The organism is Paenibacillus sp. Soil522 (genome assembly GCF_001428245.1).
GTDB lineage: Bacteria > Bacillota > Bacilli > Paenibacillales > Paenibacillaceae > Pristimantibacillus.
In genome coordinates this window covers 83,596-106,994 of the sequence record NZ_LMRV01000055.1, presented here as the reverse complement: position 1 = coordinate 106,994, position 23,399 = coordinate 83,596, and the positions used below count along the sequence as shown (strand labels likewise).

The window sequence follows — 23,399 nt, the reverse complement described above, 5'->3', positions numbered from 1 at the left end:
TTCAACTCCTGTAAAAATCGGTAATTAAACGATTTTGCGCTTCCTCAAGGCTCACCTTTTCGCTGGTCTTCTGCCTCGTATAACTCTGAATCGGCTCAATAAATTGAAGCGCCATATCAATTTCTGCATTTGAGCCACGTTGGTACGCCCCGATATTTATCAAGTCTTCCGAATCTTTATATATAGACAGTAGTTTTTTCAAATCATTTGCCGCATCCTGCTGCTCTTCCGTTACAATTTCCTTCATAACGCGACTAACAGAGGCTAACACATCGATTGCTGGAAAATGTCCTTTATGAGCTAATTGCCGGCTCAAAACGATGTGACCGTCCAAAATTCCGCGGACAGCGTCCGCGATGGGCTCATTCATATCATCACCGTCGACAAGCACGGTGTAGAAGGCTGTAATGGAACCTGTAGGACCTGTCCCTGCTCGTTCAAGCAGTTTTGGCAGAGCTGCGAATACTGAAGGCGTATAGCCGCGTGTAGCGGGAGGCTCACCGATAGCAAGGCCAACTTCGCGCAGCGCCATCGCATAACGCGTAACCGAATCCATCATTAACATAACGTTTAGACCACGATCGCGAAAATATTCAGCAATAGAAGTCGCAATTAAAGCGCCTTTCATACGAATTAATGCCGGCTGGTCTGAAGTAGCTACGATTACGACCGAACGAGCTAGCCCTTCAGGCCCCAGATCCTTCTCGATAAACTCCAGCACTTCACGTCCTCGCTCACCGATTAAGGCGATTACGTTGACGTCAGCGGATGTATTCCTTGCTATCATCCCTAGCAGCGTACTTTTGCCGACACCGGAACCAGCGAAAATGCCGACGCGCTGACCGCGTCCTACGGTAAGCAGGCCATCAATCGCTCTCACGCCAATCCCGAGCGGTTCAACGACTCGTGGACGCTTTAGCGGATTACTCGGCTCATTATGCGTCGAATAATGCTGCATCCGCCTAGGCAGGAAGGATCCGTCGAGCGGATTGCCGAGGCCGTCCAGCACTTTACCCAGCAGCTCTGATCCGACCTGAACCGTTAAGGGCTTGCCGGTGCCGACGACGTCGCAGCCAGGGCTTATCGCATGAAGATCGCCGAGCGGCATCAAGATAACCTTGTTATCGCGAAATCCGACGACTTCTGCTTTGATCGGCTTCGCTCCTTTGGAAGGATAGATTAAGCAAACGTCACCGATACTCGCATCCGGCCCTTCCGATTCAACCGTCAGACCGATAACTTGTGTTACTTTGCCGTTTACCCGCACGGGATCAAGTGGCTGCATGTGCTCGATGTACTTTAGAACATCCAAATTATTCACTTTCATCGAAATGACCTCGCTCTTCGCCGCTATGATGAGCAAGATGCATCAACTCTCGTTTAATCTCAGCTAGCTGCGTATCGATCCGGGCGTCGATGCTGCCATATACAGAACGAATGACACAACCGTTGTCCTTTACCGTCGAGTCAGGCAAAATTTGCAGCTCGGCTTGCGAATCGATCGCAAAATGAAGCTCTTCTCTGGCAGCTTGTACGAATGCGAGCTGGCCTGGCGCGACGCACAGCGTGATTACGCCCTGCTCTCTTCTTCGAGACAACGATTTGCGAATCAGCTCGATAGCCATCTCAGGCGCTAACGTAAGCTGCTGTCCAATGATTTTTTCCGCAATGGCGCAACTTAATTCAACTAGAAATGGCTCCGCCTCCTGAATGATTTGCTCGCGCATTTCGAATGCAGTTTTTAATACATCCGATGCTTCGGAAAGCTTATACTCCCAGCTCTCTCGCAATTCCGATTCTGATTGCGCAGCCCCTTCAGCATAACCTAGCTCAAAGCCGGCTTGCCGCGATTCTTCGGCTGCTGCTTCGTCATCCGTACGCCTTTGCAGCCACCAAACATCGATCTGCTGCTGCGTTTCAGCCAGAAGCCTTTCGCTTTCCTGGGCCGCTTCGCGAAGTCTTTCTTCCGCATAGAGCTGAGCATCATTCAAAATTTGATCTCGCAAAGAAATGGTCTCTTCATCAGGTACAGGCTCAATGTCCGCTTCCTGATCAAGCGGCTCGTGCATTTCAACATTTCGTTGATACAGCCATTCCAGCTGTTTTAATTGATCAAGAGTAATCACGCTCGAAGATTTTATCAAATTAGACAATGATGTCGTCTCCTCCACCGCGGGCGATGATGATTTCACCAGACTCTTCTAGTCTGCGAATGGTAGCAACGATACGAGTCTGTGCTTCTTCCACGTCGCGCAGACGGACCGGCCCCATAAACTCCATTTCTTCTTTGAAGGTCTCTGCCATCCGTTTCGACATATTGCGGAATATCGCTTCACGCACCTCTTCGCTCGCCACTTTAAGCGACAGCTGAAGATCAGCATTCTCGATATCGCGAATGATACGTTGAATCGAGCGATTGTCGATATTGACAATATCCTCGAACACGAACATGCGCTTCTTGATTTCTTCTGCAAGCTCCGGATCTTGAATTTCAAGCGCATCAAGAATGGTTCTCTCCGTACCGCGGTCGACACCGTTCAAAATTTGTACGATAGAATCGATACCCCCGGCATTTGTGTAGTCCTGCGTAACCGTAGCGGATAACTTTTGCTCAAGGATGCGCTCAACCTGAGAAATAACCTCTGGCGACGTACTGTCCATCAACGCGATTCGCCTTGCTACCTCTGCTTGCTTCTCCTGAGGAAGAGAAGAAAGAATATGCGAGGATTGCTCAGATTGCAAATAGGACAAGACCAAAGCAATCGTTTGCGAATTCTCATTTTGAATAAAGTTTAAAATTTGCGTAGGCTCCGCTTTTCTGGCGAAATCAAATGGTCTTACCTGCAGCGTAGCTGTCAATCGGTTAATGACCTCAAGCGCTTTTTGTTCGCCCAGCGCTTTTTCCAATATGTCTTTTGCGTAGGAAATACCACCTTGCGTTATGTACTCCTGAGCCATGCAAATTTGGTGAAATTCGCTCAATATCGTTTCTCGGTCAATACTGTCCACTTTTCGTACATTGGCGATTTCCAGCGTTAGCTGTTCAATTTCTTCTTCACGTAAATGCTTAAATATTTGTGCCGATACCTCAGGTCCAAGCGTAATAAGCAAAATAGCAGCTTTCTGGCGACCTGTTAAGCTTGGCATTAACTTTGACAATTGAACCACCTCTATTCATCCACGAGCCATGTGCGAAGAAGATTAACGAACTCATCCGGTTTTCGTTTTGCAAGTGTTTCAAGATTTTTACGGGCTTGACTATCGTTACTGATACTTTCTAAATCAAGCGTCGGATATTCTACTTTAGCAGGAGCTGCCAATTCAATTTCTTCCTCGACAACTTTTTTGCGTCTGCGGGCAAGCATAAAGATCAGTCCGCCGATTATGGCAAGAGCAGCAACACCTATGCCAATCATCCATGGCGTAGATAGCAGACCTGCTTGATCATCAGAACTGCTGCCGGAAAATGTTCTTGCGATTAAGGATACTTTCTTTTGCATGAGTGCATCATCGTTCACATCTTGACCAGAATCCGCGAGCTGCGCTCTTACCAATGCAGTTAAATAGGTCATAATTGCTGTTTTACTCGCTTCATCATTCATTTCTGATTGTTCGATTCCGATACTAATAGAAAGGTCTTTAAGAACAAAAGGGCCGGATACGATGTTATTGTTAATTCGTGTAACATCATAATTCCGAATTTGCGAGTTCGTTTCAGAAGAGCTTCCGCCTGTCGACGCCGCCTCATACCCCGGCACATCAGTCTCCCCGGTTCCTGCAACGCCGCCAGCCTCTCCCGAATTGCCGGTCGAAGTGCTGTTGTTGATCTCTTCGCTAATAATAATTCCGTTATTATTGTTGTTATCAAGCGGCTTCACGACTGATTCCTGCGATGTCTTCTTATCGAAGTTCATGCTGCTGGACACTTGAATAACTAAATTATCAGCTCCGACGATCGGCCCGAGAAATTGCTGAATGTTTTTCTTAAGCTCGGCTTCATATTTCCGTTGAATGATGAATTGCGATTCTACAGCATCTGTACTGCCAGCCAATCCACCATCTGTTTCAGAATATGTCAATTCTCCTTGGGGACTAGAAATCGTGATATCTTTGATCGCTAAATTTGGAACAGCGGTTTTTACGAGGTTATAATACCCGTCGATTTCTTTTTGACTAGGCCGATAGCCTGAAATAAACTTCAACATGATTGATGCGGATGCTTGTTCAGCGTCTTCCGCTGAAAGAAATACACTTTCTTCCGGCAAATTAACCAAAACTTTCGAACTATCCACACCTTGCATAGCATTTAGAAGCTGCTGTATTTCTCCATTCAAGGCATTGAGATACTTCACGTTAAATTCATTTTCAGTTGTTCCAAATTGACTGGAGCTTGCACTAAAGGCTTCGAATCCGATTGAACCGTTTTGAACTAATCCTTGCGAGCCGACATCTACCTTAATTCGGGATGCATCCGTGCTTGGCACTGAAATGCTTTTCCCGTTGTTACTGAGCTGATAAACAATTCCACTGCTATCCAAGTAAGTCATAATAGCTGCTGCATCGGTCGTGTCTAAATCTTGGAAAGCAATTTCGTATTCCGTTCTCGAAAACACGATCGTTAACAAAATGATTGTTAACAACAGTCCACTAATAGATGCCCCCAACCATATTTTTTGTTTTCTGCCCATTTGGCCCCAAAATTGAGTGAGCCTATCTCGATATTGGGCGATTCTCTCGTTCACGTTGTCACCTCACCCAAATACTATGCTAGGTCTTAAGTATGATTAGATTTGCATCCGCATTATTTCTTGATAAGCCTCAACTACTTTGTTGCGGACTTGTGAGGTGAGCTGCAAACTCAACTGTGATTGCTCTGAAGCAATGAGAACCTTCGAAACATCCGCCTGACCCATTATGTATTTATCATTAAGCTTATGTACGTTTTGTTCTTGGTTACTTACATTATCGATTGCCGTTTGCAAAAATTGTCCAAAGGACTGTGTTAATTGTGCCGGAGTCGCTTCTTGAACCGATTTTGTATCAATTAGTTTCGCGGGCTGCACCGGTCCAAGCGACATCGCTTGTATCATCAATATTCCTCCAATACTTTACAGAATGATTATGTATGGTTATTTGCCGATTTCTAATGCCTTAACAAACATCGATTTGGAAGCATTTAAAACCGTTACGTTTGCTTCATAGGAACGTGTCGCCGAAATCATATCCACCATTTCCTTCGTAACGTCCACATTCGGCATATTCAAGTAGCCATTGGCATCCGCATCAGGATGAGTTGGATTGTAGATTAGCTTGTTCGGCGAGTGGTCTTCTTTTATTTTTGTTACTTTAACGCCTTGCGCTGCCGAGCTTCCACTTAATTGACTGGAAAGCACACTTGAAAACGACTGCTGCATCGGTTCCATAACGACCATCTTCCTCTTATATGGCTGGAATTGACCGTTTACAAAACTGCCTCGAGTCGTTTCTGCATTTGCTATATTTGAAGAAATAACATCCATACGCAGACGTTGCGCAGATAATGCGGAAGCGCTAATATCAAACCCTGTTGACAATCTCACCGTTAGGCTCTCCCTTCAATCGCCGTGCGCATCATTCTCACGTCATGATTAATTTGTTGCACATACAGGTTATAGCTCAATTGATTTTTGGCCAGCAAAGACATTTCTCGGTCGATGTCAACATTGTTATCATTGTTGTTCATCGAAGTTGATTCATCGGTCACAATTTGGGGTATAGGCACATTAGATGATCCGGGTGATCCTGGTCCTATAGCAATATGCCTATCATTCGTTCTTTTACCCGTCAATCGACCTTGCCGGTCCCCCGTCATTTGCCCTAATAATTCCTCAAATAAAACCTCAGACCGTTTGAAATGCGGCGTATCTCCATTTGCCACATTGTTAGAAATGACGCGTTGCCGCATTTCTGCTGCTTGAAGCGCACCTTCCATTCTTCCGAATGCTGCGCCATTCAACAAATTCACGTAGTTTCACCACTTTCACATAAGAGATCTATTTTACCTATTCAACAGATTACCGCTAATTTCCTTCTTTGTTCGACAGAAATATTAAAAAAATGAGACGACTGTGTCGTTTTTTGCTGATAAATTAATATTTAACAATTACCTAAATTATTACAATAAGAAAAAAGCCCTATCTTTTAAAAAAGATAGGGCCCTTTTATTCTCATAGTCCTGCAATCAGGACTTAATTTTTTCCAGCTCTTGCAGCAGCTGCTGGTTCAATATTTTAATGTATGTGCCTTTCATCCCTAAAGATCTCGTTTCGATAACGCCGGCACTTTCAAGCTTGCGCAATGCGTTAACGATGACTGAGCGGGTAATACCTACTCGATCAGCGATTTTCGACGCTACGAGCAAGCCTTCCTTGCCATCAAGCTCTTCGAAAATATGTTCGACTGCTTCTAATTCACTAAACGATAAAGAACCGACCGCGACTGAAACGACAGCTCGACTGCGAACCTCCTGCTCAATTTCCTCTGTCCGCTCACGCAAAATTTCCATACCAACGATCGTTGACCCATACTCCGCCAATATAAGATCGTCATCATCGAAAGTGCCTGACAAACGGGTCAGCACTAAAGTTCCCAAACGGTCTCCTCCGCCAATAATGGGCACAACCGTCATTATTTCTTGATCCCCTAACCTTGGAAAGGTTTCGTAAATACCAGGATCCGGTTTCACATTCGTCATCGATTCTTGCATATCTAGAAAACGAACGTTAGTCTCTTGCGGGAAACGAAGCTCGTCGGCAGATAACGTTCGCATAAAATCATGATCATATGCGTCTACGGCCGAACAGCCAAGTATTTTCCCTCTGCGACTGACGACGAATACATTCGTCTGGATCGTTGTGCAAAGCACTTCCGCCATTTCCCTAAAGCTGAGCGCTTTGCCGGCCGCACGTTGCAGCAATCGATTCAGCGTTCTTGTCTTTGTTAGTAAAGTCATTCTGATGCCTCCTAAAACTCATAACAACTACAGTATATATTGACTTAAATCACGGTTCTGTGCAATGCTTCCCAGTTTTTCCCGAACATATTCCGGCGTTATCGTCATTTTATCGAGCGAAAGCTCCGGTGCTTCAAACGATAAATCCTCAAGCAGCTTTTCCAAAATCGTATGCAAGCGGCGCGCGCCAATATTTTCGGTATTGCGATTTACTTCAGCAGCGATAGATGCTAGCTCGCGAATCGCTTCCTCCGAAAACTCGATTTGTATGCCCTCCGTCTCGAGCAGCGCCGCATATTGCTTCGTTAAAGCATTTTTCGGCTCTTTCAATATGCTTACAAAATCTTCCAGGCTGAGGCTTGTAAGCTCTACCCGAATCGGGAAGCGGCCTTGAAGCTCGGGAATCAGATCGGAAGGCTTAGCAACATGAAACGCGCCTGCGGCTATAAACAGAACATAATCCGTTTTGACCGGACCATATTTGGTCATTACCGTAGAACCCTCTACAATTGGTAAAATATCGCGCTGAACGCCTTCTCTGGAAACATCCGGGCCGGAACCGCGCGAAGGGCTTGCGATCTTATCAATCTCATCTATGAAAATAATGCCGGATTGCTCCGCCCTGGCAATTGATTCCGAGATCACATCATCCATATCGATCAGCTTATTCGCTTCTTCTTGCGTCAACACCTTACGTGCTTCCCTTATCGGAAGCTTGCGCCTCTTTGGCTTCTTCGGCATAAGCTGACCGAACAACTCCTGCATATTCATGCCCATGCCTTCAGGCCCCTGTCCAGAAAGCATATCCATCATACTCGGCGAGGTATCCTCGACCTCAATTTCAATCATTTCATTTTCGAGCTTACCTGAGGACAGCTGTTCCTTGAGCTGCGAGCGTTTTTGAGAGAGCGCATTCTCTACTTCAGGCTCTTCCTTCGGCTCCTCGGATTGCTGTTGATTGCCAAAGAGCATCTCGAACGGATTTTTTTGCGACTTCGCTTTTGTTGCGGACGGCGCCAGCAAGGATACGATCCGGTCATTAGCAAGCTTTTCGGCTCTATCTTTGACTTTTTCGGTTTTTTCCGTTTTCACCATCCGAATGGCTGTTTCGATGAGATCACGGACCATTGATTCAACATCGCGGCCGACATAGCCCACTTCAGTAAATTTTGTCGCCTCAAGCTTTACGAAAGGCGCCTTTACCAGCTTCGCCAAACGGCGGGCGATTTCCGTTTTACCGACTCCGGTTGGTCCAATCATCAAAATATTTTTCGGAACGATTTCATCGCGCAGCGTTTCATCGAGCAAACTTCTGCGATAACGATTGCGAAGCGCAATTGCTACGGAACGTTTCGCCGGCTTTTGCCCAACGATATACTTATCAAGCTCCGCTACGATCTGCCGTGGCGTCAATGCATCATTTCCCATTATAAAATCCCTCCGATATCTATTCTTCCCTATGACATCCCGAAGCTTGCCGTCTATTCTAAAGAGGATTAATTGATTTATACGATTTCTTCTACGATAATATTATGATTCGTGAACACGCAAATTTCAGCTGCGATCTCGAGTGAAGAACGCGCGATATCCTTTGCTTCCAATTGAGGCGCGTGGCGATGAAGCGCTCTTGCCGCAGACAAAGCGAAGCTTCCGCCCGAGCCTATTGCCAAAATGCCGTCATCCGGCTCAATGATTTCGCCATTGCCCGAAATTAACAGCAAGCCGGTTTTGTCCATAACCAGCATCATCGCTTCCAGCCTGCGTAAAACGCGATCGGAACGCCATTCCTTTGCAAGCTCCACTGCTGAACGCTGCAAATTGCCATGATGCTCCTCCAGCTTCGCCTCAAACTTCTCGAACAAAGTAATCGCATCTGCGACCGATCCCGCGAATCCTGCAATGACTTGACCGCGGTAAAGCCTTCTTACTTTTTTCGCTGAATTTTTCATGACCATGCTGTTCCCGAAAGTTACCTGTCCGTCCCCGGCAATAGCGCCTTTCCCTTCATGCCGAACTGCACAGATCGTAGTTGCGTGAAATTGCATTTCCATTGCTTTGCCTCCCCAAGGTTCCATCTTGAAAATAGATTGTCATGCCTTCATTACGAAAGGTTACTGCAAATGTTCCCGTTTAAATTGCTCGATACTTTCCAGCGCGCGATTCGCGATCATTTCGTTCTTTTCTTTCTTGCTCCGAATCTTCTTCTCAAGCGGCGGAAATAACCCGAAATTAGCATTCATCGGCTGAAAATGTTTGAAATCGGCAGTCGTAATATAATGAGCCATGCTTCCGAGCGTAGTATGCTCCGGCAGGACAAGCGGCTCCAGACCTCGTGCAAGTCTCGCAGCGTTTATGCCGGCAATTAAGCCGGACGCAGCCGATTCCACATAACCTTCAACGCCGGTCATTTGACCTGCAAAGAACAGCGTGTCGCGGTTGTTAAGCTGGTAAGTCGGCTTAAGCAGACGCGGTGAATTGATAAATGTATTGCGGTGCATGACACCAAAACGAACGAATTCCGCGTTTTCCAGTCCAGGTATTAATGAGAATACACGCTTCTGCTCGCCCCACTTCAGGTGGGTCTGGAAGCCAACCAGGTTATATAAAGTACCTGCGGCGTTATCTTGACGAAGCTGGATAACGGCATGCGGCAGCTTGCCCGTATGCGGGTTGACGAGGCCAACGGGCTTCATTGGACCGAATAATACCGTTTGCTTGCCTCTGCTCGCCATCACTTCAATCGGCATACAGCCTTCAAAGTATACTTCCTTCTCAAAATCCTTTACTTCTGCTTTCTCTGCCGTCGTAAGCGCCTCATGGAAAATTCCAAACTCTTCTTCCGTCATTGGGCAGTTCAAATATGCGGCTTCCCCTTTGTCATATCTGGAAGCTAAATAAACCTTATTCATATCGATTGAATCTTTTTCTACGATTGGAGCAGCTGCATCGTAAAAATAAAAGTACTCCTCGCCTAGCAGCTCTTGAATTTGGGAAGATAAACCCGGTGCTGTCAGCGGCCCTGTAGCGATGACTACGATACCATCTGCCGGGATTTCCGTCACTTCCTCATTACGCACTTCGACTAGCGGATGCTCATGCAGCCGGCGCGTAACCTCACCGGAAAAGCCGTCACGGTCAACCGCTAGCGCCCCGCCTGCCGGTACGGCATGCTGATCGGCGCTGCTCAAAATTAGCGAGTCAAGCCGGCGCATTTCTTCCTTTAGGACGCCTACAGCATTAGAGAGACCATTGGCCCGCAGGCTGTTGCTGCAGACAAGCTCCGCAAATTGGTTCGTATGATGAGCTGGCGTTTTCGTTACCGGACGCATTTCGTATAAAGTTACTGGTACTCCCTGCGATGCGATTTGCCATGCAGCCTCACTTCCTGCAAGACCTGCTCCAATGACGGTTACTTTTTGTGATTGTGACAAAATGTGTTCAATCCTTTCAAAATATAATTCTCTCAGCATAATACAAAAAATTCAGTTATTTTAACCCGCTTATCAACTAAAGATGCTGTAATGTCAGGAGGGCATGGAGCGCTTTCGTTCCTGCGGGACACGCTTACATTTTTGTACGAGCTTGTTTATCAAAAATAATCCTTATCGGTAAATGAACAGGCCGTTTAACAACGGTGTCCTCCCTGTGTGGAGGGAGGACTTGTTCATGCGTTTGAAATTGACGGGCATGCGCTCTCCCATATTATTCATTTGGTAAGAGAAGGCTACATCGTTATTCGGTATCCGTACCTTGCTCGTCTTCTTCGATAACCTCTTCAGAATAGTCGCAGGTTGGGCAGAGCAGCTTTGCGCCGCTGCGGTTGCGCTTCTCCACCAGCTTGGAATCGCATTGCGGACAGGGCTTGTTCGTCGGTTTGTCCCACGAAACATAATCGCAGCCCGGATATTGATCGCAGCCATAGAAAATCCGGCCTTTTTTGCTGCGGCGCTCGATGATTTTTCCCTCCGCGCATTTCGGGCAAGTAACGCCAATGTCTTTGACGATCGGCTTTGTATTACGGCAATCCGGAAAGCCCGAGCAAGCCAGAAATTTACCGAAGCGCCCCATTTTGTAGACCAAGTGACGTCCGCATTTTTCACAAAGCTCATCGGACACTTCATCCTGAATCTCGATTTCCTTCATCTCGTCTTCAGCTACTTCTAATCTTCTCTCAAAGGATTCATAAAACTTCGCAAGAACCTTTACCCAATCCTCCGTGCCTTCCTCCACATGGTCAAGGTTGCCTTCCATGTTAGCCGTAAATTCGGCATCGAGAATTTCAGGGAAAAACTCCTCCATAAGCTGGATAACAAGATCACCAAGCTCGGTCGGCATAAATTTTTTCTCTTCCATTGCAATATAGCCGCGCTTCTGAATCGTCTCAAGCGTAGGCGCATACGTACTTGGACGACCTATGCCGAGCTCCTCAAGCGTCTTAACAAGCCTAGCCTCCGTAAAGCGCGGCGGCGGCTGCGTGAAATGCTGCTTTGGATCAATGGATTCCGAGTTTATAATATCCCCTGCTGTTAGCGGCGGCAAAAATTTATGCTCCTCTACCGTGCCATCATCATTGCCTTCCACATATACCTTCATAAAGCCGGCAAACTTGACTTTAGAGCCCGTAGCTCTAAAAACCGTCTCACCCGCCTGCAAATCGACCGTCATCGTATCCAGCACCGCTGATTGCATTTGGCTTGATACGAAGCGTTCCCATACGAGTTTATATAACCGGAACTGATCGCGGCTCAAAAAAGGCTTCATCGATTCAGGATCCCGCAAAATAGAGGTCGGCCGAATCGCTTCATGCGCATCCTGGGCGTTGCTGTTTTTCTTCAAATAAATTCGCGGTTGTTCAGGCACGAATGACGCACCGTACTTTTCCGTGATAAATTCCTTTGCTTCCTCTTGCGCAACTGGCGATATCCGCGTGGAATCGGTTCTCATATAGGTAATTAAACCGACGGTGCCTTCCTTGCCCAGCTCAACGCCTTCATAAAGCTGCTGCGCGACAGACATCGTCTTAGAAGCGCGGAAGCCCAGCTTCCTTGCCGCTTCCTGCTGCAGCGAGCTCGTGATGAATGGCGGTGCCGGATTGCGCAGACGCTCCTTCTCTCTTACGTCAGAGACCGTGAACTGGCTGCCCTTCATCGCACCGAGCACTTCCTGCACTTCCGCTTCCTTGCCAAGTTCACGCTTATCTCCGTTTATGGAATAATATTTCGCATCAAACGGAATGCCGGAATGACTCAGCTTCGCAGTAATGGACCAGTATTCCTCGGGTGTGAAAGCATCGATTTCGTTTTCGCGATCGATGATGAGCTTAACCGCAACCGATTGCACCCTGCCGGCTGACAAGCCTTTTTTCACTTTCTTCCATAGCAAAGGACTGATTTTGTATCCGACCAATCGATCCAAAATCCGTCTCGCCTGTTGAGCATTCACTAAATCCATATTAATTTTGCGCGGCGTCTTGAATGCGTCCTTAACGGCTTGTTTCGTTATTTCATTAAATACTACGCGGCATGCATCGGTCTCGTCGAGCTCCAAGTAGTGTGCCAAATGCCAAGCGATCGCTTCACCTTCGCGATCCGGATCGGCTGCCAGAAAGACATGTTTAACTTTTTTGCTGGCATCCTTCAATTCCTTGAGGACGCTGCCTTTGCCGCGTATCGTTATATATTTTGGATTAAAATCGTTTTCAACCTCGACGCCGATCTGGCTTTTGGGCAAATCGCGAATATGTCCCATTGAAGCTTTAACGATATATTTACTGCCTAAATATTTTCCGATCGTTTTGGCTTTTGCGGGCGATTCGACGATAACTAAAGAATCTGCCATGTAAGGCACCTCCTCTCTCCATTGCAAGCTTATAAAGCAATATATATTGACCCTTGCTGCAATTCAATTTTGCGTTTTATACATAAATTTAGCAGAAGTGCGTTCAAATGTCCAAACGGAATGGTTGAGAGCTCATGCAATTCATTAATTGACAACGGCTGATCCCTTAATAAAGCGATCAAATTGTTCTCTTCTGCCGTTAGCTTGGCACCCTCTGCCTCCTGATTGGAAAGACTCGCTTTTTCTGCATCCTTGTAAGCTTCTAATGCAGCAGGCAGCCAATGCAGCTCGTCGATAATATCGTTAACGCCGCTTATTAGCTTCGCTTCTCCCCGCTTAATGAGCTCATTCGGCCCCTTGCTCTTCGGGGATGAGATCGGGCCGGGGATCGCGAATAATTCCCGCGACATGTCCGATGCATGCTTCGCTGTAATCAGTGAGCCGCTCTTCGTAGCCCCTTCCACAACGACAGTTCCAACCGACAAGGCTGCAATAATGCGATTACGCTGAGGAAACTGTCCGGGATGCAGCGGCGTTCCGATAGGCGTTTCCGAGACGAGCAAGCCGTGCTCCGCAATCTTATGAAATAATGATAGGTTTTCGGGCGGATAACATTTATCGATCGGCGTCGGCAGAATGGCAATCGTGCCTCCTGCCCCGTATAACGCCGCTTCATGAGCTTTACTATCGATGCCTCTTGCGAGACCGCTTACGACCGTTAAGCCTGCAGAGGACAGATCCTGTGCCAGCGTAGTCGCCGAATGCCTGCCATAAGCTGTTGGCACTCTCGTTCCAACAACCGCGACAGCAGGTCGCTGCAATAATTCAAGTCTCCCTCTTGCATATAAGACCCAAGGCGGCTGGGCGATTTCTCTCAAAAGGTTTGGATATGCGGAATCATAGGGCGTTAAAGCAACCGCATTCGCTCTGGCGACCGCTTCGGATGGATCCTCTGTCAAAATCCATGGACGTTCTGCATAACGCTCTGCTGCTGATTGCGCTTGACTCCGATTTAAGCCTATAGCAAGTAAATCTTCTATACTCCATGATCTTTTATTCCAAAATTGATGCGTAACGGCCTTCTGAATGGCATGCCATCCGATACCTGGAATTTCATGAAAGGCAATAATCATTTGTCTGCGAATATCTTTATTTTTCTCCATATCAACCAACCCTTTCTTCAACTGGGCTGGCTTGCATTCTTATCTATTGTGCGTTACACGCCATAAGATTGCAAGTCAACCGTAAAAATAATGGCAACCGGCAAATAAAAAAGCAACCTTTCAACTCCCGTTTTCGGGTTGTTGAAAGGTTGCTTACCTTGCTTAAATCGATATGATTATTTGCGGGTAATGCATTTTTCGAGCAAGCCTTGCTCTTCAAGAACGCTTACAAGCGTTGAACCCATTTCGGATGGTGTTGGAGCTACTTTAATACCGCATGCTTCAAGCGTTGCGATTTTTTCAGCAGCTGTTCCTTTACCGCCGGAAATGATTGCGCCTGCATGTCCCATCCGTTTGCCCGGAGGCGCCGTTGCGCCGCCAATGAAGCCGACAACCGGTTTTTTCATGTTGGCTTTAATCCACTCAGCGGCTTCTTCCTCTGCCGTTCCGCCGATTTCACCAATCATAATTACCGCATAGGTGTCTGGATCTTCATTGAAGAGATTCAGGATATCAATAAACTCGGAGCCTTTTACCGGATCGCCACCGATACCTACTGCAGAAGATTGTCCAATTCCGCGAGTCGTCAATTGATGAACCGCTTCATAAGTCAATGTTCCTGAGCGGGATATAACGCCAACGTGTCCAGCTGTGTGAATGTAACCTGGCATAATCCCGATTTTGCATTCATCCGGAGTAATAACGCCTGGGCAGTTCGGCCCGATAAGAACCGTTTTGCTGCCGTCCATGTAACGTTTTACTTTTACCATGTCAAGCACTGGAATGCCTTCTGTAATACAAATGACCAAGTCAAGCTCAGCGTCAACAGCTTCCATGATCGCATCCGCAGCAAATGCCGGTGGTACGTAGATAACCGAAGCGTTAGCTCCAGTAGCAGCTTTCGCCTGAGCAACCGTATTGAATACAGGCAATGATACGAGCGTGCCGTTATCAAGTGTAATGTCAACGTTCGTGCCACCTTTACCAGGTGTTACGCCGCCAACCATTTGCGTGCCGTATTCCAATCCGCCTTTTGTATGGAACAAGCCAGTAGCTCCTGTAATACCTTGGGTAATGACTTTTGTATCTTTATTGACCAAAATGCTCACTCTTAACTCACATCCCCTGAATGAATTCGTATGCGGCCTAAAGCCACACAGCAAGTTATCTTATTTCACGAGAGCGACAATCTTCTGCGCGCCGTCCGCCATGGAATCCGCAGCCACGATGTTCAATCCCGATTCTTTCAAAATGTTTTTGCCGAGGTCTACGTTCGTGCCTTCTAGACGAACAACGAGCGGACGGTCAAGGCCGACTTGCTTCGCTGCTTCGACAACACCGTTTGCAATAACGTCACAACGCATAATGCCGCCGAAAATATTTACGAAAATACCTTTAACCTTTTCATCGGACAAAATGATTTTGAACGCTTCCGTTACCTTCTCAGCTGTCGCACCGCCCCCTACGTCTAGGAAGTTGGCAGGGTCGCCGCCGTAATATTTGATAATATCCATAGTCGCCATCGCAAGGCCCGCACCATTAACTAAGCAACCGATGTTGCCGTCAAGAGCGATGTAGCTAAGGTCGAATTTAGACGCTTCGATTTCTTTGGCGTCTTCTTCTTCCAAGTCGCGCAGCTCAATGATATCCTTGTGACGGTAAAGCGCATTGGAATCGAAGTTAAGCTTCGCATCAAGTGCAATAACTTGTCCATCGCCAGTTACGACGAGCGGATTGATTTCTGCAATGGAAGCGTCTTTTTCTACGAAAGCCGTGTAGAGCGAAAGCATGAACTTAACCGTTTTGTTAACAAGCTCATTAGGGATGTTGATTGCGTAAGCCAATTTACGGGCTTGGAAAGCTTGCAGGCCAACAGCCGGATCAACGATCTCTTTGAAAATTTTCTCCGGGGAGTGCTCGGCTACTTCTTCAATTTCTGTGCCGCCCTCTTCCGAAGCCATCATAACGACACGACCCGTACCGCGGTCTAATACCACACCGATATAATACTCTTTCTTGATGTCGCAGCCTTGCTCGATCAGAAGACGTTTTACTTCTTTGCCTTCTGGACCTGTTTGATGCGTAACGAGCACTTTGCCTAAAATCTCGCCAGCGTATGCACGCACCTCGTCAATGCTTTTTGCCACTTTAACTCCGCCCGCTTTACCACGGCCGCCAGCGTGAATTTGTGCTTTCACGACAACCACCGGTGTTCCGAGCGCTTTAGCAGCTTCAACAGCTTCGTCTACGGAGAAGGCTACTTTTCCTTCTGGCACGACGACACCATACTGTTTCAAGACCGCTTTCCCTTGATACTCATGGATATTCATTGTTGAAATCCTCCATTTCATAGACTGAAATCAGTCATATGTACACAAACCTCTATCATTGTAGCACCTTTCGACATTTGTTACCTTATTTTCAGACATAATTAATACGGCTTTTTTGATATGGATTTCATCTCAAATTGAGATTAAACAAATGGAACAGCTATAGCTGACATCTGATTACCCAGGGAACCACGCCATCTAGTATGACCAAAACACCTTTTCTATACGCGAAAATTTTAAACATTGACAACCTGAAGACAACTAATCTATGATATTTCCAAATTCATATCTAGGGACGGAATCGAAAGGAAGCACCTTCATTCACACAAATGGGGGTGCTTTTTGTCTTGTTTAGTTTAATTCATAGTGCAAGCGTGTATGGGGTAGACGGGAAAAGTATATCGGTAGAGGTGGATATTTCGAGCGGTTTACCACAAATCAACATCGTTGGCCTCCCTGATCCGGCAGTCCGCGAGTCTGTCGAGCGCGTGAGAGCGGCGTTGAAAAACAGCGGCTTCATCTTTCCAATGGACAGGATTACGGTTAATCTGGCACCTGCCGATTTGCGTAAAGAAGGAACATCCTTCGATTTGGCCATTGCGGCTGGAATTTTGACGGCAAGCGGTCAAATAAGCGCCGCCCTCTTCGAGAATACGCTGCTGTTAGGCGAGCTCTCCCTGAACGGCAATGTCCGTCCGGTAGCCGGCGTTTTGGCGATGCTTGAGCAAGCAAAGAGGCTTGGGTTTACGCGTGTTTTGCTGCCAATCGGCAACGTGAAGGAAGCAAGCTGGATCACAGGTATGGAGTTATTTGCGTTAAATCATTTGAACGAGCTTGATTTGCACAAAAAGAAACAAGACGGCTGGCATCATATTCGCGTCAATCCAGACAACAACTCTTCCTTTAATCGAGACTCGCACCAAACTTCACTTGAGAGACAAGATAGTACCGGAGATTACGGGGATGTCATCGGGCAGCATCAAGCCAAACGCGCAATGCTCATTGCCGCAGCCGGCAATCATAATATTCTTCTGAGCGGACCGCCAGGCACCGGTAAAACGATGATGATTCGCCGTCTGACAGGCATTTTGCCGCTATTGAACGAACAGGAAGCGCTGGAGGTTACGAAAATTTACAGCGTGGCAGGCAAGCTCCTCGAAGGCTCCCGCGGCCTCATTACCGATCCGCCATTCCGCGCGCCTCACCATACGATTTCTGCCGGCGGATTAATCGGAGGCGGCTCGATACCGAAGCCTGGCGAAGTAACGCTCGCTCATCGCGGTGTTCTCTTCCTGGATGAACTTCCTGAGTTTCCAAGGCAAGTGCTGGAGGTCATGCGTCAGCCGCTTGAGGACCGAATTGTGACCATTTCCCGCTCCAAGGCTGTGTTCCAGTTTCCCGCGAGCATTATGCTCGCAGCCTCTTATAATCCTTGTCCGTGCGGATACTATGGACATGAGTATGGAGAAAAGCGTTGTACTTGCAGCGCAGCTGCCATTTGCCGCTATCGTTCAAAAATATCCGGCCCATTGCTTGACCGCATCGATTTGCAGCTTGAGGTACCGCGCCCTATTTCATTGGACATTGCAAAGTCTGGACCTTCTCTTGACACCGCTCAAATGAGGAGGCTCGTTCTGGAAGCCAGAGCCTTCCGGCACGCCCGAAACGTTGATAGCGGCACCACTGTCATTGGCGAATTAACAGGCGCTGCACTCCGCAAAACTGTAAACATAAAGCAAGGTGCAGTCAGCCTGTTAGAAAATGCTTTTGATGCGCTTGGAATAAGCATGCGAGCGTATGATCGAATGTTGAGGCTTGCCCGTACCATAGCCGATCTCGAAGCCAGTGAATCGGTCGAAACGGCGCATGTCGCTGAAGCCATTCAATATCGCGGGCTGGACAGGCAGCTTCCATGATCGCATAGCTGTTTTATCCCTATTAATCGGTCTTTTTAATCATTTTCTTCATTTAAAGGCATGGGCTTTCTTCTTAGGTTTATAACCTAAGAGAAAGCCCTTCGATTTGACGTTCTATTAAAAAGCGCATTCGAAATGCTTGCATTCGATGATCGACTCATCCATTCCGTTCAAGCTTATAGCAATTACATCGAATCGAACGGATGCATCAGAACGCCCAACGCTGCGCAAATATACCTGAGCCGTATCTCTCAGCTTTTGCTGCTTCCGACGATCTACCGACTCAGCTGCCGTGCCGAATCTGCCGCCAGCCTTTCTTGCCCGCACCTCTACAAAAATGAGTCTGCCTTCCCGCTCCGCGATAATATCGATTTCTCCACTGCGGCAGCGCCAATTACGGTCCACTATGGTATAGTTTGCTTCCGTCAAGTAAACGCAAGCTGCGGCTTCCCCGATCTGACCCGTATGCTTTCTAGTGTCCCATTTAATTTGTCTGCTAACCGCTCCTTCGCCATCAACCATTTCTCATATCCCTCGCTTTGCGATCAGAACGATAGACGAAGCTTAAAATTTCAGCAACCAGCGTATAAAGCTCGGGGGGAATTTCTTGATCAATATCGAGCTTGGAGAGCACTTCAACTAACGAGGAGTCCTCTTGGACGGGAATGCCGTTTTCCATAGCTCTCTCCAGTATAAGATCCGCCAAATGGCCTTTGCCTTTTGCTACCATAACCGGAGCCGCTCGTTCACCGGGCTCGTATTTTAGCGCAACTGCTTTCCTGATTTTCGATTGCTGCGGTTTATTCTCCTGATCGCTGCTCATATGCGATAATCGACTCCTTTGTATCGATTGGAAGAAAAGGCGGACATTTCAGGCAGCTGCTGGTTCTTGGCCGCCGCCCCTGTCTCCTCCAGCCTTTGCTCGCCAGCCTTTGGCAAAGGCTTTGTACGAAGCGAAAGCAGCTGATAGCCTGCTTGCTGAAGGCTGCCCGCAATTTCGGAACGGGATGACTCAGCGAGCATTGAGATGGCGGGATGATCGTTCCATAAATTCAAGCTTACAATTTTGTCCATCACATTTACGTCAACCATCGTGTCTCCAAGCGTATTCATCGATAAGTTGAACAGCAGCCTGCAGTTGGAGGAGTCCAGTTCTCCTTTGCGTCCGCGTCTTGTCTGAATATGAACCGATGCGGTCTGTTTCCCTTCCGTATTATTAAGCGGAATAAACATAGTCACATGTGTCAGCACCGAGCTATTGCGTTCAGGCGTGAGCAAAAGCTGCTGTCCCGTTATTTGCTGGACGAGCTGCTGCGCAGTTTCCTTAATGGCAGGCGGCGTATTTTCCGCAGAAACTAATGAAATCAGCGCGCTTTTCAGTGACTCCTGCTGTGCAGGCGAGGAGGAACCAGCAGCAGGCATGCCTTCCGCTACGGCTGAGATAACCGCTGCTGCAGCTCGTTCCGCGGAATGTTTAAGTTCTTGAATTTTCATTGACTGCTGATCCTCTGCATCACCCGTACTGCCTTGGGCGGTAATAACCGTTTGAGCCGCTTCCTTGCTGCTCACTTCAACTGCCGGGACAATCTGCGGAGAAGGATGATTTGGCGATGCAGCAGAAGGCTTCACAGCAGCAACTGCTGAAGCTGTCTGTGATTGTAACGCAGGCGCTTGCTGACTCGACTGCGTATCCATCGTAACCGCTTTGGCCAGCTGGAGCTCATGGTCCACCCCCATCCATTTCATCATCTGTCCAAGCCAATTAGGCGGGCTTGCTGCAGCTCGAGCCGCTTGCGGCATTGCTTGCTGCCCGGAACCCTCTTCTCCCGCAGCCAAAACGGCTGCGCTGCCCTGAGGTAAATCTGTCCTTGTCAATTGCGCATTCTGCGGTTTGGCAGCTGCAGCTTCCTTTGAACCTGCTCCTGAAGCACGCAATGCCTCGCTCGCACTCGAAGAAGTTGCGCCGCGAAGCAGCTCCATGCCTTCCGTTAGCAGAGCCAGTACACGCGCAGCCGCATGCGGCAATGGCTTCGCTGCTGTCACTCCGTCTGTGTCAGCTGCAATAGACGATAGCTGCTGCTGCAGCGTTTCAAGCAGCTCGTGCGCACTGCGTCCGAACATAACCTGCTGCATGGCACCAACTGTAGCGCCAGTCATAGGCAAGCCCCGTTTAAACGTAGCTGCAGCTGCCTGCATCCATTGCTTTGCATCTCCGCCTTCCGGCATCGCGGATGCTGTCTGCTGAAAGACTTGTGCAACCTCGCAGTTCAAAATGACGCCTTCTTTTCTTAAATCCTTTACTAGAAGGGCGGCCCACTTCTGTTCGGGCAATGCCAGCTGCTTAGCCCATTCCTTAAATGTGTCCTCCGGCAATCCCACTGCGCCCGGTTCAACCTGCTTTAGCATGACGAGTGCTCCACCGGATTGCGGCTGTACCTGCAGCATGGCTGACTGCCCCACTTGAAGCGGGATCTCCAGCTTCGCCCGCACCTGTACACCGTTTATTTGGACGAGTGCCTCATTATTTTCCATAACCTGCAAGATGACACCCCGCACGATTTGTCCAACCTTCAGCTCTATTGCACGCGAATCCGCACTAGACGCTTCGCCCAAGAAGCTTCGCATCATTTGACTTATATTCATCTGTTCATCGGCCTCCGCAGTTCCAGCGCCTATCTACGAGTTGCTTTCCACGCGCTTATCATTCTGTATTATAATTCGTACGTCACCATTAAAACTCATAAACCTTATATCGGTTATAAAGAGCCAAGCATGAAGCGATTTATCTCGAAAAACAAGCTTAAAAATAAAAAAAGACGCCGATCATTACACCAGGCATTCATTGCCTCGTACAATCAATCGAGCGTCAGTCAGCATCCCTTCCAGGAAGCGGCTAGAAGAGAAGCAATTGCTCCCCCGTAAATAAGTTGCCAAGAAACGATCTGCGATGCAATGGGCTAGGCCCATTCTCAAGCAATCGTTCGCGATGCAGCTTCGTCGCATAGCCTTTATGTACAGCGATTCCATAAACGGGGTATTCCTGCTCCCATTGTGCCGCGCAAAGCCTATCACGCGTAACCTTAGCCACGATAGATGCCGCTGCGATCGACTGGCTTGTAGCATCGCCTTTGATAATCGACAGCTGCGGCAGCGTGACGTCAACCTTCTCTGCATCGACAAGCAAATAATCGGAAGGAATCTGCAGCGATTCCACAGCAAGCTTCATCGCTAGCCTGGCAGCCTGCTTAATATTGATGCGGTCAATCGTTTCCGCATCAACGCGAGCGGCCGACCAGGCCACGCATTCCCGCAATATAATGTCATAGAGCTGGTCTCGCTTCTTCTCGGATAACTTCTTGGAGTCATTTACTCCCTCTATCACTAGCCCCGGCGGCAAAATAACGGCTGCAGCCACAACGTCTCCGAAGAGACATCCGCGGCCAACCTCATCCACGCCGGCAATGGCGTTGTATCCCTCTTGCCATAACGACTGTTCATATTGCAGCACGTTACGTTCCCCCGTTTCAAATCAATAAGGTGGAGCTTCAAGCGTAATGCGTCCAAGCTTTCCTGCGCGCAAGTCACGCAAAATAATCCCGGATGTTTTCTCCAAATCGACACGCCCACCGCTTACCAGACAGCCTCTCCGGCGCCCGATATCCTCCATTACCCTTACGATTTCATCCGGATCGGAAACATCCTTCGGAGGCGTTTCAAGCTCATAGCGCTCTTTTATGTTAGGCCAGTAACGGTCCACTAGCTCACGCATCGCAAAAAAAGCAATATCGTCTACGTTTAAAATCTGTTCTCTTATCGCGCCTGTCATCGCAAGCCGGTAGCCGACAAGCTCATCCTCAAACTTCGGCCACAAAATACCAGGGGTATCGAGCAGTTCCATTTCCGTTCCAATCTTAATCCACTGCTGCCCCTTCGTAACGCCTGGCCGGTCACCTGTTAAAGCAATGGCGCGGCCGGCCAGCTTATTAATAAGCGTGGATTTTCCGACATTCGGTATGCCTACGATTAACCCGCGGATAGCGCGCGGATTTATTCCTTTGGCGATTTGACGGGCTATTTTCTCATGCAAAATCTGCTTCGCCTTAAGCGGAACCTCATTGACCTTCGTTCCCGTCGAAGAATCGATCGCGATCGATTCATGTCCTTCGTTACGGAAATAAGCCATCCATTGCTCAGTCGTCCTCGGATCGGCCAAATCAGCTTTGTTCAATACAATCAGCCTTGGCTTTCCGTTCAAAATTTCCTCAATCATCGGATTACGGCTCGAAAGCGGAACCCGGGCATCCAATAGTTCAATGGCAAGATCGATTAATTTGAGCTTGTCCTGTATTTGCCGTTTCGCTCGGGTCATATGACCCGGAAACCATTGAATGGTCATCTACTCACCTCATTTAGTCCAGTGCTTAATAAACTCCAGCTTGTTCAGCGGCCAAAAAATAATATCGGCGCGGCCAACAACTTCCTTATCCGTCACAAAACCGATAAATCGGCTATCCGTGCTATCGCCCCGATTATCGCCAAGCGCAAAAATCGTCCCTTCTGGAACCGTCATATCCTTCACATCTGAATTCGGGAAGTTGGGTCCAGTGTTGTACAGCCTGCCTTCAGCGCGGGCCGCTTCAATAGCTTCCTTTATATAAGGCTCATCGATTTTCTTGTCGTTAATATAAAGGTTATCGCCTTCCAGTCTAATCTTATCGCCTGGCACGCCAATAACCCGTTTAATGAATTTTCGGCCCTGCTCCGGAACATCGAATACGACTACCTCTCCGAATTTCGGCTCGCGGATCGTGTACAATATTTTATTTACAATTAAGCGTTCACCCGTCTCAAAATTCGGCTGCATCGATGGTCCGTCCACGATAAACGGCGAGAACAAAAACTGGCGAATGAGAAATACGAGCACGACCGCGATAACTAGCGCCTTGATCCATTCGACGATTTCTTTGTAAGTACCGCTTTGCTTGCCGGAGCTGGAACCATGGGTCACTGCACGTTCTGGCAAATTTTGCTGAATATTCGTATGGTTTTGTGTATCCTTCAAATCATTCGTATTACCATTGTTCAGCCCGTCATTTCGCTGCTGTGAGTCCACTCTGTCCGCCTTCTTCCCTAAGCTGTAATATGTAAACGACTTTGAGAA

At 47.9% G+C, this 23,399-nt stretch carries 22 protein-coding genes; 1 reads left to right on the top strand and 21 read right to left on the bottom strand.

Annotation, left to right across the window (positions count from 1 at the left end; translation table 11 throughout):
• Window position 1: 1 nt before the first annotated feature.
• The 15 genes from fliI to sucC all read right to left on the bottom strand — a co-directional run bounded on the left by fliI (window position 2) and on the right by sucC (window position 16,322).
• The gene (gene fliI, locus ASG81_RS18125) at window positions 2-1,327 is read right to left on the bottom strand and encodes a flagellar protein export ATPase FliI (RefSeq protein ID WP_056637098.1); all 1,326 of its coding nucleotides are present in this window, start codon (window positions 1,325-1,327) and stop codon (window positions 2-4) included.
• Window positions 1,314-2,153 carry a FliH/SctL family protein gene (locus ASG81_RS18120; protein WP_056637095.1) on the bottom strand — a complete coding sequence of 280 codons (840 nt, stop codon included), beginning with the start codon at window positions 2,151-2,153 and terminating at the stop codon, window positions 1,314-1,316. The genes fliI and ASG81_RS18120 overlap by 14 nt, the downstream gene beginning before the upstream one ends.
• Entirely contained in the window at window positions 2,146-3,147 is a 1,002-nt protein-coding gene (fliG, locus tag ASG81_RS18115) for a flagellar motor switch protein FliG (RefSeq protein ID WP_155971659.1), read from the bottom strand. The genes ASG81_RS18120 and fliG overlap by 8 nt, the downstream gene beginning before the upstream one ends.
• Before the next feature lie 23 nt (window positions 3,148-3,170).
• Entirely contained in the window at window positions 3,171-4,742 is a 1,572-nt protein-coding gene (fliF, locus tag ASG81_RS18110) for a flagellar basal-body MS-ring/collar protein FliF (RefSeq protein ID WP_056637093.1), read from the bottom strand.
• 42 nt (window positions 4,743-4,784) lie between these two features.
• Complete coding sequence (gene fliE, locus ASG81_RS18105) at window positions 4,785-5,090, bottom strand: flagellar hook-basal body complex protein FliE (RefSeq protein WP_056637089.1); 306 nt, start codon at window positions 5,088-5,090, stop codon at window positions 4,785-4,787.
• A 39-nt stretch (window positions 5,091-5,129) separates the two neighbouring features.
• On the bottom strand, window positions 5,130-5,579 hold the full coding sequence (gene flgC / locus ASG81_RS18100; protein WP_056637087.1) for a flagellar basal body rod protein FlgC: 450 nt from the start codon (window positions 5,577-5,579) through the stop codon (window positions 5,130-5,132).
• A gap of 2 nt (window positions 5,580-5,581) precedes the next feature.
• Complete coding sequence (gene flgB, locus ASG81_RS18095; protein ID WP_056637085.1) at window positions 5,582-6,004, bottom strand: flagellar basal body rod protein FlgB; 423 nt, start codon at window positions 6,002-6,004, stop codon at window positions 5,582-5,584.
• A 216-nt stretch (window positions 6,005-6,220) separates the two neighbouring features.
• The gene (codY, locus tag ASG81_RS18090) at window positions 6,221-6,991 is read right to left on the bottom strand and encodes a GTP-sensing pleiotropic transcriptional regulator CodY (protein ID WP_056637080.1); all 771 of its coding nucleotides are present in this window, start codon (window positions 6,989-6,991) and stop codon (window positions 6,221-6,223) included.
• 27 nt (window positions 6,992-7,018) lie between these two features.
• A complete protein-coding gene (gene hslU / locus ASG81_RS18085; RefSeq protein ID WP_056637077.1) occupies window positions 7,019-8,419 on the bottom strand; it encodes an ATP-dependent protease ATPase subunit HslU in 1,401 nt (466 codons plus the stop codon).
• Window positions 8,420-8,496: 77 nt separating this feature from the next.
• Complete coding sequence (gene hslV, locus ASG81_RS18080) at window positions 8,497-9,042, bottom strand: ATP-dependent protease subunit HslV (protein WP_056637075.1); 546 nt, start codon at window positions 9,040-9,042, stop codon at window positions 8,497-8,499.
• A 60-nt stretch (window positions 9,043-9,102) separates the two neighbouring features.
• Window positions 9,103-10,422 carry an FADH(2)-oxidizing methylenetetrahydrofolate--tRNA-(uracil(54)-C(5))-methyltransferase TrmFO gene (gene trmFO, locus ASG81_RS18075; protein ID WP_056637072.1) on the bottom strand — a complete coding sequence of 440 codons (1,320 nt, stop codon included), beginning with the start codon at window positions 10,420-10,422 and terminating at the stop codon, window positions 9,103-9,105.
• A gap of 301 nt (window positions 10,423-10,723) precedes the next feature.
• Complete coding sequence (gene topA, locus ASG81_RS18070; protein WP_056637069.1) at window positions 10,724-12,829, bottom strand: type I DNA topoisomerase; 2,106 nt, start codon at window positions 12,827-12,829, stop codon at window positions 10,724-10,726.
• 29 nt (window positions 12,830-12,858) lie between these two features.
• Window positions 12,859-13,992 (bottom strand): DNA-processing protein DprA, encoded by a 1,134-nt coding sequence (gene dprA, locus ASG81_RS18065; protein WP_056637065.1) that lies wholly within the window; start codon window positions 13,990-13,992, stop codon window positions 12,859-12,861.
• A gap of 176 nt (window positions 13,993-14,168) precedes the next feature.
• Window positions 14,169-15,101 (bottom strand): succinate--CoA ligase subunit alpha, encoded by a 933-nt coding sequence (gene sucD / locus ASG81_RS18060; protein WP_053375706.1) that lies wholly within the window; start codon window positions 15,099-15,101, stop codon window positions 14,169-14,171.
• Between the two features lie 60 nt (window positions 15,102-15,161).
• The gene (gene sucC / locus ASG81_RS18055) at window positions 15,162-16,322 is read right to left on the bottom strand and encodes an ADP-forming succinate--CoA ligase subunit beta (protein ID WP_056637062.1); all 1,161 of its coding nucleotides are present in this window, start codon (window positions 16,320-16,322) and stop codon (window positions 15,162-15,164) included.
• A gap of 347 nt (window positions 16,323-16,669) precedes the next feature.
• Here sucC and ASG81_RS18050 point away from each other — a divergent pair, with 347 nt between their 5' ends.
• Window positions 16,670-18,238, top strand: a complete 1,569-nt coding sequence (locus ASG81_RS18050) for a YifB family Mg chelatase-like AAA ATPase (protein WP_056637715.1) — start codon at window positions 16,670-16,672, stop codon at window positions 18,236-18,238.
• Between the two features lie 117 nt (window positions 18,239-18,355).
• Here ASG81_RS18050 and ASG81_RS18045 read toward each other — a convergent pair whose 3' ends face one another.
• The 6 genes from ASG81_RS18045 to lepB all read right to left on the bottom strand — a co-directional run bounded on the left by ASG81_RS18045 (window position 18,356) and on the right by lepB (window position 23,261).
• On the bottom strand, window positions 18,356-18,760 hold the full coding sequence (locus tag ASG81_RS18045) for a YraN family protein (RefSeq protein WP_056637059.1): 405 nt from the start codon (window positions 18,758-18,760) through the stop codon (window positions 18,356-18,358).
• Entirely contained in the window at window positions 18,753-19,061 is a 309-nt protein-coding gene (locus ASG81_RS18040) for an EscU/YscU/HrcU family type III secretion system export apparatus switch protein (RefSeq protein WP_056637055.1), read from the bottom strand. The genes ASG81_RS18045 and ASG81_RS18040 overlap by 8 nt, the downstream gene beginning before the upstream one ends.
• On the bottom strand, window positions 19,058-20,881 hold the full coding sequence (locus ASG81_RS18035; RefSeq protein WP_056637052.1) for a hypothetical protein: 1,824 nt from the start codon (window positions 20,879-20,881) through the stop codon (window positions 19,058-19,060). Before ASG81_RS18035 ends, ASG81_RS18040 begins: the two co-directional genes overlap by 4 nt.
• Window positions 20,882-21,131: 250 nt before the next feature.
• The gene (locus ASG81_RS18030) at window positions 21,132-21,746 is read right to left on the bottom strand and encodes a ribonuclease HII (protein ID WP_056637050.1); all 615 of its coding nucleotides are present in this window, start codon (window positions 21,744-21,746) and stop codon (window positions 21,132-21,134) included.
• Between the two features lie 21 nt (window positions 21,747-21,767).
• The gene (ylqF, locus tag ASG81_RS18025; RefSeq protein ID WP_056637047.1) at window positions 21,768-22,634 is read right to left on the bottom strand and encodes a ribosome biogenesis GTPase YlqF; all 867 of its coding nucleotides are present in this window, start codon (window positions 22,632-22,634) and stop codon (window positions 21,768-21,770) included.
• Between the two features lie 9 nt (window positions 22,635-22,643).
• On the bottom strand, window positions 22,644-23,261 hold the full coding sequence (lepB, locus tag ASG81_RS18020) for a signal peptidase I (protein WP_056637713.1): 618 nt from the start codon (window positions 23,259-23,261) through the stop codon (window positions 22,644-22,646).
• Window positions 23,262-23,399: the final 138 nt, after the last annotated feature.

Bases quoted from the DNA above. Each gene is read 5' to 3' on its own strand.
- fliI (WP_056637098.1), bottom strand. From the start codon at position 1,327: ATGAAAGTGAATAATTTGGATGTTCTAAAGTACATCGAGCACATGCAG.
- fliG (WP_155971659.1), bottom strand. From the start codon at position 3,147: ATGCCAAGCTTAACAGGTCGCCAGAAAGCTGCTATTTTGCTTATTACG.
- fliE (WP_056637089.1), bottom strand. From the start codon at position 5,090: ATGATACAAGCGATGTCGCTTGGACCGGTGCAGCCCGCGAAACTAATT.
- codY (WP_056637080.1), bottom strand. From the start codon at position 6,991: ATGACTTTACTAACAAAGACAAGAACGCTGAATCGATTGCTGCAACGT.
- hslU (WP_056637077.1), bottom strand. From the start codon at position 8,419: ATGGGAAATGATGCATTGACGCCACGGCAGATCGTAGCGGAGCTTGAT.
- hslV (WP_056637075.1), bottom strand. From the start codon at position 9,042: ATGGAAATGCAATTTCACGCAACTACGATCTGTGCAGTTCGGCATGAA.
- topA (WP_056637069.1), bottom strand. From the start codon at position 12,829: ATGGCAGATTCTTTAGTTATCGTCGAATCGCCCGCAAAAGCCAAAACG.
- dprA (WP_056637065.1), bottom strand. From the start codon at position 13,992: ATGGAGAAAAATAAAGATATTCGCAGACAAATGATTATTGCCTTTCAT.
- sucC (WP_056637062.1), bottom strand. From the start codon at position 16,322: ATGAATATCCATGAGTATCAAGGGAAAGCGGTCTTGAAACAGTATGGT.
- ASG81_RS18045 (WP_056637059.1), bottom strand. From the start codon at position 18,760: ATGGTTGATGGCGAAGGAGCGGTTAGCAGACAAATTAAATGGGACACT.
- ASG81_RS18040 (WP_056637055.1), bottom strand. From the start codon at position 19,061: ATGAGCAGCGATCAGGAGAATAAACCGCAGCAATCGAAAATCAGGAAA.
- ASG81_RS18035 (WP_056637052.1), bottom strand. From the start codon at position 20,881: ATGAATATAAGTCAAATGATGCGAAGCTTCTTGGGCGAAGCGTCTAGT.
- ylqF (WP_056637047.1), bottom strand. From the start codon at position 22,634: ATGACCATTCAATGGTTTCCGGGTCATATGACCCGAGCGAAACGGCAA.